This is a genomic window from Kitasatospora sp. NPDC047058 (assembly GCF_040643935.1).
Taxonomy (GTDB): Bacteria; Actinomycetota; Actinomycetes; order Streptomycetales; family Streptomycetaceae; genus Kitasatospora.
Genome location: NZ_JBEYVJ010000172.1, coordinates 1 through 15,169, shown reverse-complemented (window position 1 = coordinate 15,169; position 15,169 = coordinate 1). Strand labels below are relative to the sequence as shown.

The 15,169-nt window shown below is 73.0% G+C and carries 14 protein-coding genes and 1 pseudogene; 5 read left to right on the top strand and 10 right to left on the bottom strand.

From position 1 onward, the window contains the following. On the bottom strand, positions 1 to 1,266 hold a 1,266-nt coding region (locus ABZ885_RS23750; protein ID WP_360192041.1), incomplete at its 3' end, for an MFS transporter. 205 nt (positions 1,267 to 1,471) lie between these two features. Here ABZ885_RS23750 and ABZ885_RS23745 point away from each other — a divergent pair. From ABZ885_RS23745 to ABZ885_RS23735, 3 genes and pseudogenes are all read left to right on the top strand, one after another. Then, positions 1,472 to 1,745: pseudogene (locus ABZ885_RS23745) on the top strand (nitrate reductase); the annotation flags it as partial. After that, a complete protein-coding gene (locus ABZ885_RS23740; protein WP_360192038.1) occupies positions 1,742 to 2,275 on the top strand; it encodes a hypothetical protein in 534 nt (177 codons plus the stop codon). The pseudogene ABZ885_RS23745 and the gene ABZ885_RS23740, both read left to right, overlap by 4 nt. A 714-nt stretch (positions 2,276 to 2,989) precedes the next feature. Next, positions 2,990 to 3,313 carry a plasmid stabilization protein gene (locus ABZ885_RS23735; RefSeq protein ID WP_360192036.1) on the top strand — a complete coding sequence of 108 codons (324 nt, stop codon included), beginning with the start codon at positions 2,990 to 2,992 and terminating at the stop codon, positions 3,311 to 3,313. A gap of 130 nt (positions 3,314 to 3,443) precedes the next feature. Here ABZ885_RS23735 and ABZ885_RS23730 read toward each other — a convergent pair whose 3' ends face one another. The 9 genes from ABZ885_RS23730 to ABZ885_RS23690 form a co-directional block, all read right to left on the bottom strand. After that, the gene (locus ABZ885_RS23730; RefSeq protein ID WP_360192033.1) at positions 3,444 to 4,391 is read right to left on the bottom strand and encodes a hypothetical protein; all 948 of its coding nucleotides are present in this window, start codon (positions 4,389 to 4,391) and stop codon (positions 3,444 to 3,446) included. A 93-nt stretch (positions 4,392 to 4,484) separates the two neighbouring features. Continuing rightward, positions 4,485 to 4,781 (bottom strand): antibiotic biosynthesis monooxygenase, encoded by a 297-nt coding sequence (locus ABZ885_RS23725; protein ID WP_360192030.1) that lies wholly within the window; start codon positions 4,779 to 4,781, stop codon positions 4,485 to 4,487. 188 nt (positions 4,782 to 4,969) lie between these two features. Next, complete coding sequence (locus ABZ885_RS23720; RefSeq protein WP_360192027.1) at positions 4,970 to 6,412, bottom strand: hypothetical protein; 1,443 nt, start codon at positions 6,410 to 6,412, stop codon at positions 4,970 to 4,972. 166 nt (positions 6,413 to 6,578) lie between these two features. Beyond that, positions 6,579 to 7,568 carry an ABC transporter substrate-binding protein gene (locus ABZ885_RS23715; protein WP_360192024.1) on the bottom strand — a complete coding sequence of 330 codons (990 nt, stop codon included), beginning with the start codon at positions 7,566 to 7,568 and terminating at the stop codon, positions 6,579 to 6,581. 28 nt (positions 7,569 to 7,596) lie between these two features. Next, positions 7,597 to 8,364 (bottom strand): amino acid ABC transporter ATP-binding protein, encoded by a 768-nt coding sequence (locus ABZ885_RS23710; protein WP_360192021.1) that lies wholly within the window; start codon positions 8,362 to 8,364, stop codon positions 7,597 to 7,599. Beyond that, positions 8,361 to 9,338 (bottom strand): amino acid ABC transporter permease, encoded by a 978-nt coding sequence (locus ABZ885_RS23705; RefSeq protein WP_360192018.1) that lies wholly within the window; start codon positions 9,336 to 9,338, stop codon positions 8,361 to 8,363. The genes ABZ885_RS23710 and ABZ885_RS23705 overlap by 4 nt, the downstream gene beginning before the upstream one ends. 11 nt (positions 9,339 to 9,349) lie before the next feature. Next, positions 9,350 to 10,255: an ABC transporter substrate-binding protein gene (locus tag ABZ885_RS23700; protein ID WP_360192015.1), complete on the bottom strand. Its 906-nt coding sequence runs from the start codon at positions 10,253 to 10,255 to the stop codon at positions 9,350 to 9,352. Beyond that, positions 10,252 to 10,737, bottom strand: coding sequence for a GNAT family N-acetyltransferase (locus ABZ885_RS23695; protein WP_360192012.1), 486 nt, complete (start codon positions 10,735 to 10,737; stop codon positions 10,252 to 10,254). The genes ABZ885_RS23700 and ABZ885_RS23695 overlap by 4 nt, the downstream gene beginning before the upstream one ends. Then, a complete protein-coding gene (locus ABZ885_RS23690; protein ID WP_360192009.1) occupies positions 10,734 to 11,894 on the bottom strand; it encodes an LLM class flavin-dependent oxidoreductase in 1,161 nt (386 codons plus the stop codon). The genes ABZ885_RS23695 and ABZ885_RS23690 overlap by 4 nt, the downstream gene beginning before the upstream one ends. 577 nt (positions 11,895 to 12,471) lie before the next feature. Here ABZ885_RS23690 and ABZ885_RS23685 point away from each other — a divergent pair. Both ABZ885_RS23685 and ABZ885_RS23680 read left to right on the top strand, forming a co-directional pair. Next, positions 12,472 to 13,374 (top strand): amino acid ABC transporter permease, encoded by a 903-nt coding sequence (locus tag ABZ885_RS23685; RefSeq protein WP_360192006.1) that lies wholly within the window; start codon positions 12,472 to 12,474, stop codon positions 13,372 to 13,374. Beyond that, the coding region (locus tag ABZ885_RS23680) for an FAD/NAD(P)-binding protein (protein WP_360192003.1) at positions 13,371 to 15,169 on the top strand (1,799 nt) is incomplete at its 3' end. The genes ABZ885_RS23685 and ABZ885_RS23680, both read left to right, overlap by 4 nt.

The window sequence follows — 15,169 nt, the reverse complement described above, 5'->3', positions numbered from 1 at the left end:
GGCCGTCACCGTGCCGGCGGCCGACTCGGCGCCCAGGGCGGCGCCCAGCGCGGTGCCGCGGGTCTCCTCGGCCCACAGCACGCAGACCAGCAGGCCGACGGCGGTGGTCCCGGCGGCGATGAGCATCGTCGGGCCGGTGCCGAGCCCGGTCAGCGACAGCGGCAGCAGGTAGGTGCCGACGGCCGCGCCGATCCGGCTGACCGAGGTGGCCACACCGACGGCCGTCGCCCGGATCTCGGTCGGGAACAGCTCGTTGGGGTAGGTCCAGTCGAGCACGTTCGGCCCGCCGCACAGGAAGGCGTACGCGCACAGGGCGGTGAGTGCGACGACGGCGGGAGCGGTCGGCCAGACGCCCAGCAGGGTCAGCGGGACGGTCATCAGCGCGAACGACCAGATGATGACGGGGCGTCGGCCGCGGGTGTCGATCAGGCGCAGCGCCGGGTAGCAGCCGAGCAGGAAGACGAGGCTGATCAGGGCGGTGCCGAGGGTGTCCGTCACCGTGCCGCCGGGCATGCCGAACGAGGCGAGGATCTGCGGCCCGAAGGTGAGCATCGCGAAGAGCGGGCCGACCTGGCAGAGGAAGAACAGGCCGCAGAAGAGCGTGCGGCGCCGGTAGGGCGGGGTCATCAGCAGGCGCAGCCCGCCGGGCCGGCCGGCCTCGGCGCGTGCGGGCATCAGCTCCCGGCCGTCGACGCGGACGCCGAGGTGCTTCTCGACCAGGCGCACGGCGTCCCCGACGCGCCCGTTGGCGGCGAGCCAGCGCGGCGACTCGGGCGAGCCGCGGCGGATCACCAGGAAGACGGCGCACAGCAGGGTGGAGCTGGCGAGCATCCACCGCCAGCTGCCCGGTCCGGCGAGCGTCAGGAACGCGTAGCCGGTCACGAAGGCCAGGACGGCGCCCGCGTACCAGGCGACGATCTGCCGGCCGAGCAGCCGCCCGCGGTGGCGGGCGGGCAGCCACTCGGCGAGCAGCGAGGTCGCGATGGGGTAGTCGGCGGCCACGGCCATGCCGAGCACGAAGCGCAGCACGGCGATCGCCCACACCGCGTCGACCCAGAAGGAGAGCACCGAGCAGGCGGCCATGACGAGCAGGTCGGCGGTGTACATCACCTCCCGGCCGATCCGGTCGGTCAGCACGCCGAAGAGCGCGCCGCCGACGAACATGCCGGCTAGTGCGGCGGCTCCGATCAGGCTGACGTCCGCGGTGGACAGGCCGAGGGGTTCCCCGCAGCGCCTGCGGCCACCGGCCGTACGGGGACAGCTCATCCGATCGGACGCGAGGGCCCGAGCCGCACCGGCGGGCGCAGGTTCGCGGGCGGCGCTGGGCCGCGGACGGGGCAGGTGGGGCGGGCGGGGCAGGCGGCGCGGGCGAGGTACGTCCGGGGCCGCGGGGGAGAGCGTGGAGCGTGGCCGGCCGGGTACACGCCCGGTCCCGGCCGGGGGACGGACAGGGAGGTCGTCGATGCAGCTCCACTACGGCTACTGGGACACCCCGGCCGGGCGAGGGGGGTGGCCGGGCGGCGAACGAGAACACGATCACCGACTGGGACCCGGTCTCGAAGCAGCCGCTGTTCAAGACCGCTGCCGCCCGCGTCACCCTGGTCGAGCGCGGCGACGGAGCCGTGTCGCCGGAGCCCATCACGGCCTCCGCCGCGGTCCGGCCCGGATCCGTCCCGCCCACCGTCGGGGGTCCGGCGGCTCTGGCCGCCCGGAGCACCGACGTCCCGGAAGGAGAAGTGCCGTGAGCGGCATCTCGATCACTCTCCAGGCCCTGTACGCGGGCGAACGCCGGATGGAGCGCGAGTTGCTCGCCGTCGCCGAACGCCACCGCGCCGACCACGAGGTCCACCACGTCGCCGTCGACGTCGCCCGCTGGTCCCACGACCACGTCGAACGCATCGCCGCGACCGCGCAGCACCACGGCCTCCACCTGCCGGACCCCGCCGAGGACCCGCCGCCGGACCCGCGGGCACAGGAGCCCGAACACGCCGAGCCGGGCCCGGATCTGCTGCACGATCTGCGCCTCCTCCATCTGGCGGCGAACGAGAACTCCCTCAACTGGGAGACGCTCGCTCAGACCGCCCGGGCCGCCCGCGACGACGAACTGCTCGACCTCGCCACGGGCTGCCACCCGCAGACCGTGCGCCAGATGCTCTGGACCAACAGCCTGATCAAGACGCTGTCCCCGCAACTGCTCGGCAGCAAGGCGGGCATGCCCGATCCGGACCGCTCCTGGGCCGCGCTACCTCCGCCCGTGCCGCCAGGTGAGCCCTGACCGCTGGAAGAACCCCCAGGCCGTCACCACAGCTGAACCGCGACCGCACAGCCGACGCGAGGACATCCAGCACGAGACCGTCCTCGCCGCTCTTCAGCTCCTCCACGAGCTCCTGCGCCCCGGCCGCGGGACCGGTGACCCGTGACGGGGCGCCGCAGTGGCGCCCGTGCGCGGGGCCGGGATTCCGCACCTCGCCTGCGGCGACGACCGGTCCGACGAGGAGAACGTCGCTTCGACGGTGCCCGTCGCGTGGTTGCGCGGCTGTCGGGCGGGCAACCGCGGGAGGAGGGCGGAGGCAGCCGTGCTCTCCGGCCCTCGGCCGGCCGGGGGACGAGAACACTGAGCTGAGGAGGCGGCGATGAAAGACCGGGGGAAGAACCCGCGGGTGTCCGGCGTGCGACCCCGGCGGGCCACCAGGCCCTGGGACGAGGCTGCGGGAGACCGCTCTTACGGTGATCGTGCGGCTGGTGCCGAACCCGACCCGGACCCTGCCCACCGCAGGCCGCCGGACGGCAGTGTGGTGCGCGAGGGCTATGACGCGACCGCCGAGGCCGCTCGGGCCGTCTCCGGTCGGAAGGGCTCGCAGACCCGGGTCACCGAGCGGGAGACCGACCCGCACCGATGACAGCGGAACGCGCGTGGACGCGCACGAGGCGTGCGGGCCCGGGGGTTGGGTAGGCGCTGTGTCCGCATCCAACGGGCTGAGGAGGAGCCATGCCTGCCGGTTCGAGCAAGAAGCGTGAGCGCCAGTACGAGCACATCAAGGAGAGTGCGAAGGACCGCGGCGAGAGCGAGAAGCGCGCCGAGGAGATCGCGGCACGCACCGTGAACAAGGAACGCGCCCGGCACGGCGAGTCGAAGACCGCCAGCCGCTCCTCGACCCACGACATGTCGTCCTCGCGGCGCGGCGGACTGCGTTCGCACTCGGGCTCCCAGGGCCCGACGTATGACCAGCTGTACAACGAGGCGAAGCAGCGGAACATCGACGGCCGTTCGAAGATGAACAAGAAGCAGCTCGCCGACGCCCTGGGCCGCTGACCGACAGCGGCCGGACGCCGGGCCGCACACTCCCGACCGCCCCCGGCCCGGGTACGGACCAGGGGGTGCGACCGGTCGTGTCGGCTCGGCGTGCGGCGCGCGGTCGCCGCCCCGGCGCGGAGGCGGCCCTTCAACCCCGCAGGCCTCGCCACACCGGTTGCCGCAGCCGGCCGGCCGGGGTGAGTTCCAGGAACTCCACCTCGGCGCGGAGCACCGGCCTGACGAACCGGACCTCGGCGCCGCGCGGGAGCCCGAGGCCGGCGGGGGCACCGGTGAACGGCGACGTGGGTCGGTCGAGGCGGCGCAGCGCGGCGGCCAGGGCACGGCGTTCGGCGGTCGCGAAGCCGCTGCCGACGGAGCCGGTGAAGAGCAGGCGGCCGGGTTCGGCCGGGACGCCGACGAGGACGGCCCGCACGGTGGTGCCGCCGGTCCCGCCGGGCAGCCAGCCGCCGATCACCACGTCCGCGGTCCGCAGGTGTTTGATCTTGATCCAGTCCCGGGACCGGGCGCCGGGGCGGTAGGAGGAGTCCGACCGTTTGGCGATGACGCCCTCCAGCCGGTGCTCCTTCGTCCAGCCGTACGCCTCGCCGACCGAGGTCCAGGCGGGCGGGACGCGCAGGCCGGTCCGCTCCAGGTCCAGGCCCTCGAGGACGGCGCGCCGCTGCTGGTACGGCTCGGCGAGCAGCGGACGACCGAGGTGCAGCACGTCGAACGCCACGAACAGGGCGGGCGTGCTCGTGGCCGCGGCCCGGACCGCAGCCGGGCGGGTCCGGTGGATCCGGCTCTGCAACGCGGTGAACGAGGGCAGCCCGCCCCGCATCACGACCAGCTCCCCGTCCAGGACCAGCGGCCCGGGCACCCCGGCGAGCGCCTCGATGACTTCCGGGAACTGCTCCGTGTAGTCGGCGTCGTGCCGGCCGGCCAGCCGCACCGAGCCGCCCTCCCGGTAGGCGACGGCCCGGACCCCGTCCCACTTCACCTCCGCCCACCAGCCCGGCCCGGACGGCAGCGGGCCGGCCGTCGCGAGCATCGGTTCGATGCGCGGCAGCCGGACCTGCGCGGATCCTCGGGAGCCCATACCTCCCAGGATGTGCCGTCCGGGCCCCGGAGGGATGTGGGATGCCGCCGGGCGGGCGCACGCGGCCGCCCGCCGCGCCGCCACGGAAGGGGGCTACTTGACCGCGAGGATGTCGATCAGGCGGATGTCGGGGTCGGCGGCGAGGAGGTCCGGGCCGACCTGCGCCAGGGCGGCGGGGATGCGGCCGGTCAGGTGGGCCTGGCGGCCCGCGTCGTCGGCGAAGGCGTCGAAGATGCCGAAGGTGGAGCCGTCGACCTGGAAGGCGTACCAGACCTGGGTGCCGGACTCCTCGGCGGCGATGCCGCGCGCGGTGTCGAGCAGGGCGGCCACCTCGGCCTCCTTGCCGGGCTTGGCGGTGAGCAGGGCCAGCACACCCAGCTTGAGCGTCATGTCGGTCTCCCTCGTGTGGTGACGGGCCCGGTCCGACGGGCCTCGGGCGGCCGGACGCACCCCGCGTCCGGCCCGAGTCACACGCTATGCGGCGGAAACCCGGCACCGAGTGGCGGAAACGACGTGTCGGACGCCGTTTCCGCCGTGCGGACCGTCAGGTCGGGCGGCTCGGGCCCGGGCACGCCGCACTACCGGGTGGCGATCCGCACCACACCCGTCACCGTGCCCTGGAGGACGACCCGGCCCGGCGCGATCGTCCCGGCCATCTGCAGGGTGTCGTAGACGAACCCGCTGCCCAGCCACTTCCTCCGCACGACCGTCCCGGTCTCCGGGTCGATCTCCGCGTAGTAGTACGGATCGAGGATCGTGGTCGCCTCCGTGCCGGGGACGGCCGGTTCGCGCAGAACGGTGTGGATCAGGCCGTCGGCCGTGGACAGCAGGGGTACCGCCGAGGAGCGCAGCTCGGTGTCCCAGACGAGGTCGCAGCCCGAGCCGTCCGCGCGGACGTCGACCCGGGAGAGTCCGCCGGGGAAGTCGGCGGAGGCGGGGGTGCTGGGCCCGGCGTCTGCGGGCAGCTTCGGGTACGGGTAGCCGTACGTCCCGGCGATGAAGACGGAGCCGCCCGCGCCGATCGGTGCGTTCTCGCTGCCGCTGCCGCCCGTCGTGGTGAGCACGGGCACGGAGCAGACCTGCTCACCGCTGTCCGCCCGGTGGACCAGCAGGTGCGCGGCCGGTGCGGCGTTGTCGACGATGGTCAGGTACTCGGTGCCGGTGCGCGGGCCGAAGAACACGGGCGTCGAGCCGGTGCCCCGGCTGAGTTGGCCCGGCTTGCGCGCCGGGCCTCGGTCGTACGCCTGGCGCCAGGCGGTCCGTGGGGTGCCGTCGGCGTCGGCGGTGAGCAGGTAGAGGGCGTGGGTCGTGGCCACGGCCGTGCCGCCGGGAGCGGTGGAGATGGAGTTGGCGATCCTCTCGCCCGGCGGGAGGGTGCGCGAGCGGACGGCCCCGGTCCGGTCGTCCGCGGTGCCGACGACGCCGCCGGCGGTGGCGAACCAGATCCGGCCCTGCCAGTCCGGCGCGATGCCGACGGAGCCGTCGCCGTCGGGTATGGCACTCGCGAGCGGGAGCGAGCTGTCGACGTACAGCTGCCAGCCGCCCGCGGCCGTCCGCCGGTGGGCGATCCGCAGGAGCGTGCGGCTGCCGTCGATGGAGACCAGCCGGTCCCGGTCGTCCAGGAAGGCGTAGACGCCGCCGAGCAAGGTGCCTTTCGTGAGGGGGAGTTCGGCGAGCGACTCACCCGTCGCGGGGTCGAGAAGGTGGACCGTCGGGGTCTGGCCGAAGATGGTGGTGCACAGCGTGACGGGGTAGCCGTCCGAGCCGACCAGGATGGTGGGGCAGGCGGACGCCAGTGCCGTGCGGTGCGAGATGAGCGGCCCGGGGCCCGGGCCGGGCAGCGGGGTGGCGTCGGAGGAACCGGTGTCGCCGTGCATGGTGGCCGTGCCGTCCGGGCCCGCGTACGGGTTGTGCGGCGGCAGGGGGGTGTAGGAGGTGGCGGCCTGCGCGGGGGCGGCGAGGAGGAACAGGGCGGTCGCCGCCGAGAGGGCGGCGGCGCGGGTGAGCGGCTTGAGGCGCATGGTGATCCCGAGGTGAGGGTGGGTGGTGGAGACCGGTCCTTCCGGACTCCCGAGGGGCTTCCGGGCGTGCGGCGAGCAGGGGCGCAGGGGCGCCGCCGTGACCGTGCCTGTCAGGCTGCGCCCCCGGCCGTGCCACGGCCGTGCCACGGCCGTGCTACCGGCCTTGCTACGGGTTGGTCCTGGGCAGCCCCGGCGGGTTGATCTCCGAGACGGGGACGGCCTCGGCGGCCAGGCCCCAGCGCTTGAGCGCCTGGGCGTACGTCCCGTTCGTGATGATCTCGTTGAGAGCCGCGTTGACCGCCTTGACCAGGCCGTTGTCCTTCCGGGTGGTGGCGCCGATCTTGCCGAGGACGTCAGCGCCGCCGCCGGAGTAGGTGCCGATCACCTCGGTCTCGCCCGTCTGGGCGGAGTGGAACGCGAGGGTCGGGTTGGGGCCGAGGTACGCGTCGATCCGGCCGGAGGAGAGGGCCAGGTAGTAGTCGGACGAGTTCTGGAAGTACTTGACGTCGACGGGCTTGAGACCGGCCTTGACGTTCTGGTCGTTCCAGGCGAGCAGCAGCTTCTCCTGGTTGGTGCCGGAGGACACCGCGATGGTGCGGCCGGCCACGTCTGCGGGGCCGGTGACCTTCCAGCCGCTGCCCTTCTTCGCCTCGAAGCCGAGGATGTCCAGGCGGTAGGTGGCGAAGTCATACTTCTCCTTGCGGGCCTCGGTCACGGTGATGTTGGTCAGGCCGAGGTCGTACTTGCCGCTGTCCAGGCCGACGAAGACGTTCTCCCAGGACACCGGGTTGAGTTCGACCTTGAGGCCGAGGACGTTGCCGATGAGGTGGGCGATGTCGGGTTCGACGCCGATGATCGTCTTGTTGTCGTCGGCGTAGAAGTCGAGTGGCGGGGTGGTGCCGAGATTGTCGACCACCTCCAGGGTGCCTCTCCGCCTGATCGCCTCCGGTACGAGGGCCGCGATCGCGTCCACCTTGGGTGTGGTGATGCGGTGCTGATCGGCCGTCAGGTTGACGGTCGTGCCGTCGGGCGCGGCGGTGCCCTTTCCGGCGCCGAGGTCGGCGGAGGCGTTGGCGGAGGCGCCGCAGGCGGTCAGGGTGAGGGCGGCGGCCAGGCCGAGGGCGGCGGTGGCGAGGGCGCGGCGAGGGAGGGGCATCGGACAACTCCTGTGGGGCAGGGGTGATTTACAGGACCTTGGAGAGGAAGGCGCGGGTGCGCTCGTGCGCGGGGTGGTCCAGGACGTCGGCGGGCGGGCCCTGTTCGACCACGACTCCGCCGTCCATGAAGACCACGGTGTCCGCCACCTCGCGGGCGAACCCGATCTCGTGGGTGACGACGATCATGGTGGTGCTGGCCCGGGCGAGGTCCCTGATGACGTCCAGGACCTCGCCGACGAGCTCGGGGTCGAGCGCGGAGGTGGGTTCGTCGAAGAGCAGGACCTTGGGTTCCAGCGCGAGCGCCCGGGCGATCGCGACGCGCTGCTGCTGGCCGCCGGAGAGCTGGCGCGGGTAGGCGTCGGCCTTGTCGGCCAGGCCGACCCGGGCGAGCAGGTCGCGGGCGGTGGCGCGGGCGGCGGCCTTGGGGCGTTTCAGGGCGCTGACCGGGGCCTCGACGAGGTTCTCGAGGACGGTCAGGTGCGGGAAGAGGTTGAAGTTCTGGAAGACGAAGCCGATGCCGGTGCGCTGGCGCAGCACTTCACGTTCGGGGCGCTCGTGCAGTCTGCCGCCGGAGTAGCGGTGGCCGATGAGCTCGCCGTCGATGGAGACGAACCCCCGGTCGAGCCGTTCCAGGTGGTTGACCGCCCGGAGCAGGGTGGACTTGCCGGAGCCGGACGGGCCCAGGATGACGGTGACGGATCCCGCCGCGACCTGGAGGTCGACGCCGCGCAGCACCTCCAGCCGGCCGAAGCTCTTGTGTACGCCCCGGATGTCGACCATCACGTGGGCGGTCATCGGACGGTCCTCGCGATCCGGAGGGCTGGGCGGCCGGGCCGGCCCTGGCGGACGAGGGCGCGGAGCCGCTGCACCGGGGTCGGCGGCGGGGTGCGCAGGCTGCCGCGCGCGAAGTGCCGCTCCACGTAGTACTGGAGGACCGAGAGCAGGGTGGTGAGCAGGATGTACCAGGCGGTCGCGACCATCAGCAGCGGGACCACCCGGCCGGTCCGGCCGTAGATGACCTGGACCTGGTAGAAGAGTTCGCCGATGGCCATCACGTAGACGATCGAGGTGCCCTTGAAGAGCGAGATCACCTCGTTGGCGGCGTTCGGCAGGATCGCCCGCATGGCCTGCGGCAGGATGATCCGCCGGGCCTGCCGCAGCCGCGGGATGCCGAGTGCGGCTGCGGCCTCCGTCTGCCCGGCGTCGACCGAGAGCACGCCGGCCCGGATGATCTCGGCGGCGTAGGCGGCCTGGTGCAGGGCGAGCCCGAGCACGGCCGCGCCGGTTGCGCCGAGGATGCCGTTGGTGTCGAAGGAGAAGAAGGCCGGGCCGAACGGGAGGCCGATGCCCAGGTGCTTGTAGAGGTAGGAGAGGTTGAACCAGAAGACCAGCTGGACGATCAGCGGGATCGAGCGGAACGCCCAGGTGTACGTCCAGGCGATGGTCTGCAGGATCGGGCTGGCCGACAGCCGCAGGGCCGCCACGACGGCACCCAGTGCGAAGCCCAGCACCGTTCCGTAGCAGGTCAGTTGGAGGGTGACGCCGACGGCCTTGAGGACGACGCCGGTGGTGAGGAAGGCCCGGAAGGTGGGCCAGTCCCAGCCGGGGTTGGTGGCCAGGCCGTGCAGGAACTGGGCGACCAGGACCAGGGCGGCGAGGCCGGCCGCCCAGCGCCAGGGGTGGCGGGCGGGCACGACGGGCAGGGCGGCGAGGTCGACCGCCTCGCCCTCGACGGTGGGCGGGCTGCCGGTGCGAAGGGTGGTGCTCATACGAGTCGTCCTCAGGGGTGTTCGGGCGGGCTGATCCGGGACTCCGTGATGGCGGAGCCGGTGACTCCCCACTTCTGCAGGATCCGGTCGTAACCGCCGTCCTTGATCAGCTGGTTGACGGCGGCCTGGAAGGCGGGGGTGAGCGGTGAGTCCTTCTTGAAGGCGAATCCGACGTCGAGCCGGTGGAACTCGCCCAGGAAGCGGGTGCCGGAGGCGGGTTGGGAGGCCTGGTGGCGCAGGCCGTTGATGGTCGACATGACGACGTCCACCCGGCCCTGCTGGAGGCTGGTGAGGATGGCGGCGGTGTCGGAGAAGACCTTCACCTCGTACGGCTTCTTTCCGGCGGCCGCGCAGACGTCCTTCCCGGCGGTCAGGGTGGTTTCGAAGGTGGTGCCCGCACCGGTGCCGATGGTCAGCCCGCAGAGCTGGGTGAGGTCGGTGACGGGCTGGACGGCGGTGTCGTCCTTGCGCACCGCGAAGCCCTGGCCGTCGTCGATGTAGGTGACGAAGTCGATGGTCCTCAGGCGGGCGGTGGTGACGCCGAAGTTGCCGGTGCCGACGTCGAACTTGCCGCTTCCGAGCGCGGGCAGGATGCTCTCGAAGGCCGCCTCCTGCCGCTCCACGGTGAGGCCGAGGATCCTGGCGACGGCGTCGGTGATGTCGATGTCGATGCCGGCGGGCTTCCTCGTCGCCGGGTCCGGATAGAACGCCGACGGCGGGTAGCCGAAGGAGCTTCCGACCCTGATGGTCCCGGCCTTGCGGACGTCGTCCGGCAGCAGCCCCGCGACGGCGTCCACCTTCTGCTCGCCCGCGACCACGTCGACGCCCTGCGTCGGTGGGCCGGCCGGGGCGGGGCCGGTGGATCCGCAGGCGGTGAGGAGCACCGCGGCTGCGACGGCGAGTAGTGCGCGTTTCACGAGGGCTCTTTCGTCAGGTGTTTCTCGAACGGGAGCGGGCCGATGGTCGGGGGATCGGCCGTGAGGTCGAAGAGTGGGGAGTAACCGGCCGCCAGGTAGAGGGACTTGGCCTCGGGCTGGCGTGGCCCGGTGGTGAGGAGGATCCGCCGGTAGCCGACTGCCGCCGCGGCCTGCTCCAACTCGGCGAGCACCCGCCGGGCCAGGCCGCGCCGGCGGTGCAGGGAGTGCGTCCACATCCGCTTCAGCTCGGCCGTCCGGCCGTCGTGGCGCCGGTACGCACCGCCCGCGACCGGTTCGCCGTCCAGCAGCAGGAGCAGCAGCAATCCGTGCGGTTCGGCGAAGTCGCCGGCCGGGTACCGGGACATCTCCGCGTGGGCGCTGTCGCCGTACCGGCTGACGTACTCACGCGTCAGCTCGCGCAGCAGGGGCTCCACCAGGGGATCGTCGAGCCCTGCGCGCCGGACCTCGATGACCTGCGTCATGCCTGGAAGGCGGTCAGTTGACGGCGGTCACGCTCGGAGCGGGCCGCCTTCTCGGCGTCGCGCTTGGCGACCTCCTCGCGGACGAGGGGGATGACGTACCGGCCGAAGTCGATCGCGTCGTCCAGCAGGTCGTAGCCGCGCGCGGAGAGGATGTCGACGCCCAGGTCGTAGTAGTCCAGTAGTGCCTGGGCGACGGTCTCGGGCGTGCCGACCAGGGCGTTGGAGTTGCCGGCGCCACCGGTGGCTGCCGCGGTCGGGGTCCACAGGGCGCGGTCGTAGCGCTCGCCCCCGGCGGCGATCTCCAGCAGGCGCTGCGAGCCGGTGTTCTCCGGGCGGTGGGTGCCGTCGGACAGCGGCTGGTTCCGGCGGCGCACCAGCTGATCGCCGTTCACCGTGCGGGCGTTGATGGCGTCCACCGTCCGGTGCGCCTTCTCCCAGGCCAGCTCCTCGGTGGGCGCGATGATCGGGCGGAAGGCCACCTGGATCCGCGGAACGTCCGTCCGGCCCGCCGCGCGCGCCGCCGCCCTGACGGCCGCGATCTGCTCGGCCGTGCGGTCCAGCGGCTCACCCCACAGGCAGTAGACGTCCGCCTCGGCGCCGCCCGCCGCGTACGCCGCGGGGGAGGATCCGCCGAAGGAGACGCCGGGCCGCGGCTGTTGGGCCGGGAGGACGTCGGAGACGAAGTCCCGGAACCGGTAGTACTCGCCCTCGTGGTCGAAGGGCTCCTGGCTGGTCCAGACCCGCTTGACGACCCGGATGTACTCCCGCGTCCGGTCGTAGCGCTGGTCCTTCGTCAGGAAGTCGCCCTCGCGCTGCTGCTCGTGGTCGTTGCCGCCGGTGATGAAGTGCACGGTCAGGCGGCCGTTGCTGATCTGGTCGAGCGTGGCGAAGGTCTTGGCGGCGAAGGTGGGGTAGGACACGTTCGGCCGGTGGGCGAGCAGGATCTGCAGACGGTCCAGGCGGGAGGCGACATAGGCCGCCGCCGGGGCCGGATCCGGGGACCCGGCGCCGTAGGCGAACAGGACGCGGTCCCAGCCGTTGTCCTCGTGGGCGCGGGCCAGGCGCAGGGTGTAGTCGCGGTCGAAGACGGCGGTGGTACGCGGATTGGTCTCCGAGCCGTCGCCGGTGGCGGCGATCCCGAGGAACTCGACGGGCATGACGGTGGGCCTTTCGGAGGGCGGGGACGCTGAACCGGCCGACGGCTCAGGGCCGTCGGCGGGCAGCGGTCAGGGAGGTCGTACGCGTGATGGCCGGTCGGCTGGAGCGAGCGGCGGCAAGAAGGCAAGGCGGCAGCGTGCACCCGATGCCCGTCCGGGCCGGTGCGGGAAGCGCAACGGGACGGACGGGGTTCCCGGCCCGCGACGGGGCGACCGAGGGAGGTCTCCGCAGGAGGAAGAGGCCGGTCAGACGGCCCGCTGCCGGGTCAGCCGCGACACGCCGCCGACCACACCCGACCGAAGTCGATGTGGTCGCGGGTGACCAGGGGCTCCACGGCGTTCATGGCGTAAGTTGAGCAGCGAACCTTGCAGTTCGTCAACCATGGTCCGGATAGGGGACGCGGCTCCCCGGCAGCGGTGGATGCCGGCCGGCACTGCTTGACAGTGCACATCCGTCCCCGCGTACGATCGTGGGCGGAGCGAGTGAGCAACGGGCCGAGTGCCCGGCCGCGTTGAGGGACGCGGTGCACGTGATGGCAGCCCGTGACCCGCTCTGCCGCTCTGGAGTCAAGCCCTCATGGCCACCTCGCAGGACGTCCTGCCCGCCACCGGACCCGCCCCGTCCGAACCGGCCCCTGATCCCGCCGCCCCGGTCGTCGCGCGTCGACGCCCCGGCCGCCTCCTCGCGGGGGCACTCGTCGCGCTGCTCGCGGCGGCGGTGCTCGCCTCGCTGGCCGGCAACGCCGCCTTCCAATGGGACGTGGTCGGCCGCTACTTCACCTCCGCGGCCGTCCTGGACGGCCTGGCGCTCACCCTCTGGCTGACGGCCGTCACCCTCGCGCTCGGCTTCGTCCTCGGCACCGTCCTGGCCGTGTTCCGGATGTCCGACAACCCCGCGCTGCGTGCCGTGAGTTGGGCCTACATCTGGGTCTTCCGCTCGACACCCCCGCTGGTGCAGCTGCTGTTCTTCTTCAACATCGGCGCGCTCTACCCGACCATGAGCCTGCGCATCCCCTTCGGCGGCCCCGAACTGGTGCACACCAGGACGGTGAACCTGCTCGGTCCGACGCTCACCGCCGTCATCGGACTCACCCTGCTGGAGGCCGCCTTCGCCGCCGAGGTGGTGCGCGGCGGGATCCTGTCGGTCGAGCGCGGCCAACGGGAGGCCGCCCAGTCGCTCGGCCTCGGCCGGCTGCGGGTGCTGCGCCGGATCGTCCTGCCCCAGGCGATGCGCTCGATCGTGCCCGCCGCCGGGAACATGCTGATCGGCGCGCTCAAGGGCACGAGCATCGTGAGCGTCCTGGCGGTGCACGACCTGCTCTACTCGGTGCAGCTCGTCTACAACCAGACCTACCAGATCATCCCGCTGCTGACGGTCGCCACCCTCTGGTACCTCGCGGTGACCAGCGTGCTCGCCGTCGGACAGCACTACCTGGAGCGCCACTACGCCCGCGGCCACCGGCTGGGCGGTGCGGCATGACGACCCTGGTCATCGTCGGCGCAGGGCCGCGCGGGACCGGCCTGCTGGAACGCATCGTCGCCAACGCGCCCGGACTCCTCCCCCCGGACCGCCCGCTGCACATCCACCTGGTCGACCCGTACCCGCCCGGCGCGGGCCGGATCTGGCGCCACGCGCAGTCTCCGCTGCTGCGGATGAACTCGATGGCCGAGGACGTCACGATGTTCACGGACGCGGGCTCCACCATCGAGGGACCGGTGCGCCCGGGCCCCTCGCTCGCCGAATGGGCCCGGCGGATGGCCGAGTTCGAGCCGTACCAGGAGCCGGCCGACCCGGACGTGGCAGCGGAGCTGCGCTCCCTCGCGCCCACCGACTTCCCGACCCGGCGCGCCCAGAGCGCCTATCTGGACTGGGTGTTCCGCCGGACGCTCGCCGACCGGCCGGAGCACGTCACCCTCACCGTCCACCGGGCCGCCGTCTGCTCGGTCAGCGGGCCTGCCGACGGCCCGCAGGAGGTACGGCTGGCGAACGCCACGCTGCTGGCGGACCACGTCGTCCTGACCCTGGGCCACCTGGGCTCGGCACCGGACGAACGGCACCAGGCGCTCGCCGAGTTCGCCGAACGGCACGGCCTGTTCCACCTCCCGCCCGCCTTCACCTCGGACGTCGACCTCTCGGGGCTCGCCCCGGGAGAACCGGTGATCGTCCGCGGCTTCGGACTGGCGTTCGTCGACCTGGTGGCGCTGCTCACCGAGGGGCGTGGCGGCCGCTTCGAACAGGCCGGGAGCGAGCTGGCCTACCGCCCGTCCGGCCGGGAGCCGGTGATCCACGTCGGCTCGCGGCGCGGCGTCCCGTACCACTCCAAGACCGGCTACCGGCTCCAGGGACCGCCCGCACCGCTGCCCCGGTACTTCGACGCCGCAGCGGTGGACGAACTGCTCGCCCGCCCGCACCGCCTGGAATTCCGGCGCGACGTCTGGCCGTTGATGGCCAAGGAGATCGGCTTCGGCCACTACCACGAGCTGTTCCACGCCCACCCCGAACGCACCACCGTGCCCTGGGAGGACTTCCTGGCCGCGTACGACCGGCTGGACTGGTACGCCCCGACGCTGGCCCGGCTGGTGGCGGCCGTCGTCCCCGACCCGGCCGACCGGCTGGACCTCGAAGTCCTGGACCGGCCGCTGGCGGGCGTGGAGTTCGACTCCGCCGAGCAGTTCCAGAAGCACCTGCGGGACCACATCGCCGGGGACGCGGACCGCCGTGCCGACCCCGCCCACAGCGCCGACCTGGGGGCCTTCCTCGCGCTGCTCTCGCTGTTCGGCCAGCTGCCGCGCGTGGTCGCCGCGGGACGGCTCACCGCCCGCTCGGTCGCCGAGGAGCTGGACGGCTGGTGGGGCGGGTTCTTCAACTTCCTCGCCTCCGGGCCGCCCGGCTTCCGGCTGCGCCAGCTGCTCGCACTGGCGGAGGCGGGCGTGGTGCGCTTCCTCGGAGCGGACGTCCGGGTGACCGCCGACGAGGCGACCGGCACCTTCCGCGCGTCGAGCCCGACCGTGCCGGGCCACGAGGTGGAAGCCACCGCGCTGATCGAGGCGTACCTGCCGAAGCACGTGGTGGCCCGCACGGACGACCCGGTGCTGCGGGGGCTCCACCGGGCCGGCGAGCTCGCGGAGGAGGTGCTCACCGACGAGACCGGCACCCACCGCTCCGGGCTGCTGGCCGTCTTGCCGTCCGACGGCCGCATCCTCGACATGCTGTCGACGCGTCGGCTGAGTTCTCCGTCCCAGAAGAGGCAGTACCCCAGAACCGGCAGTACTCC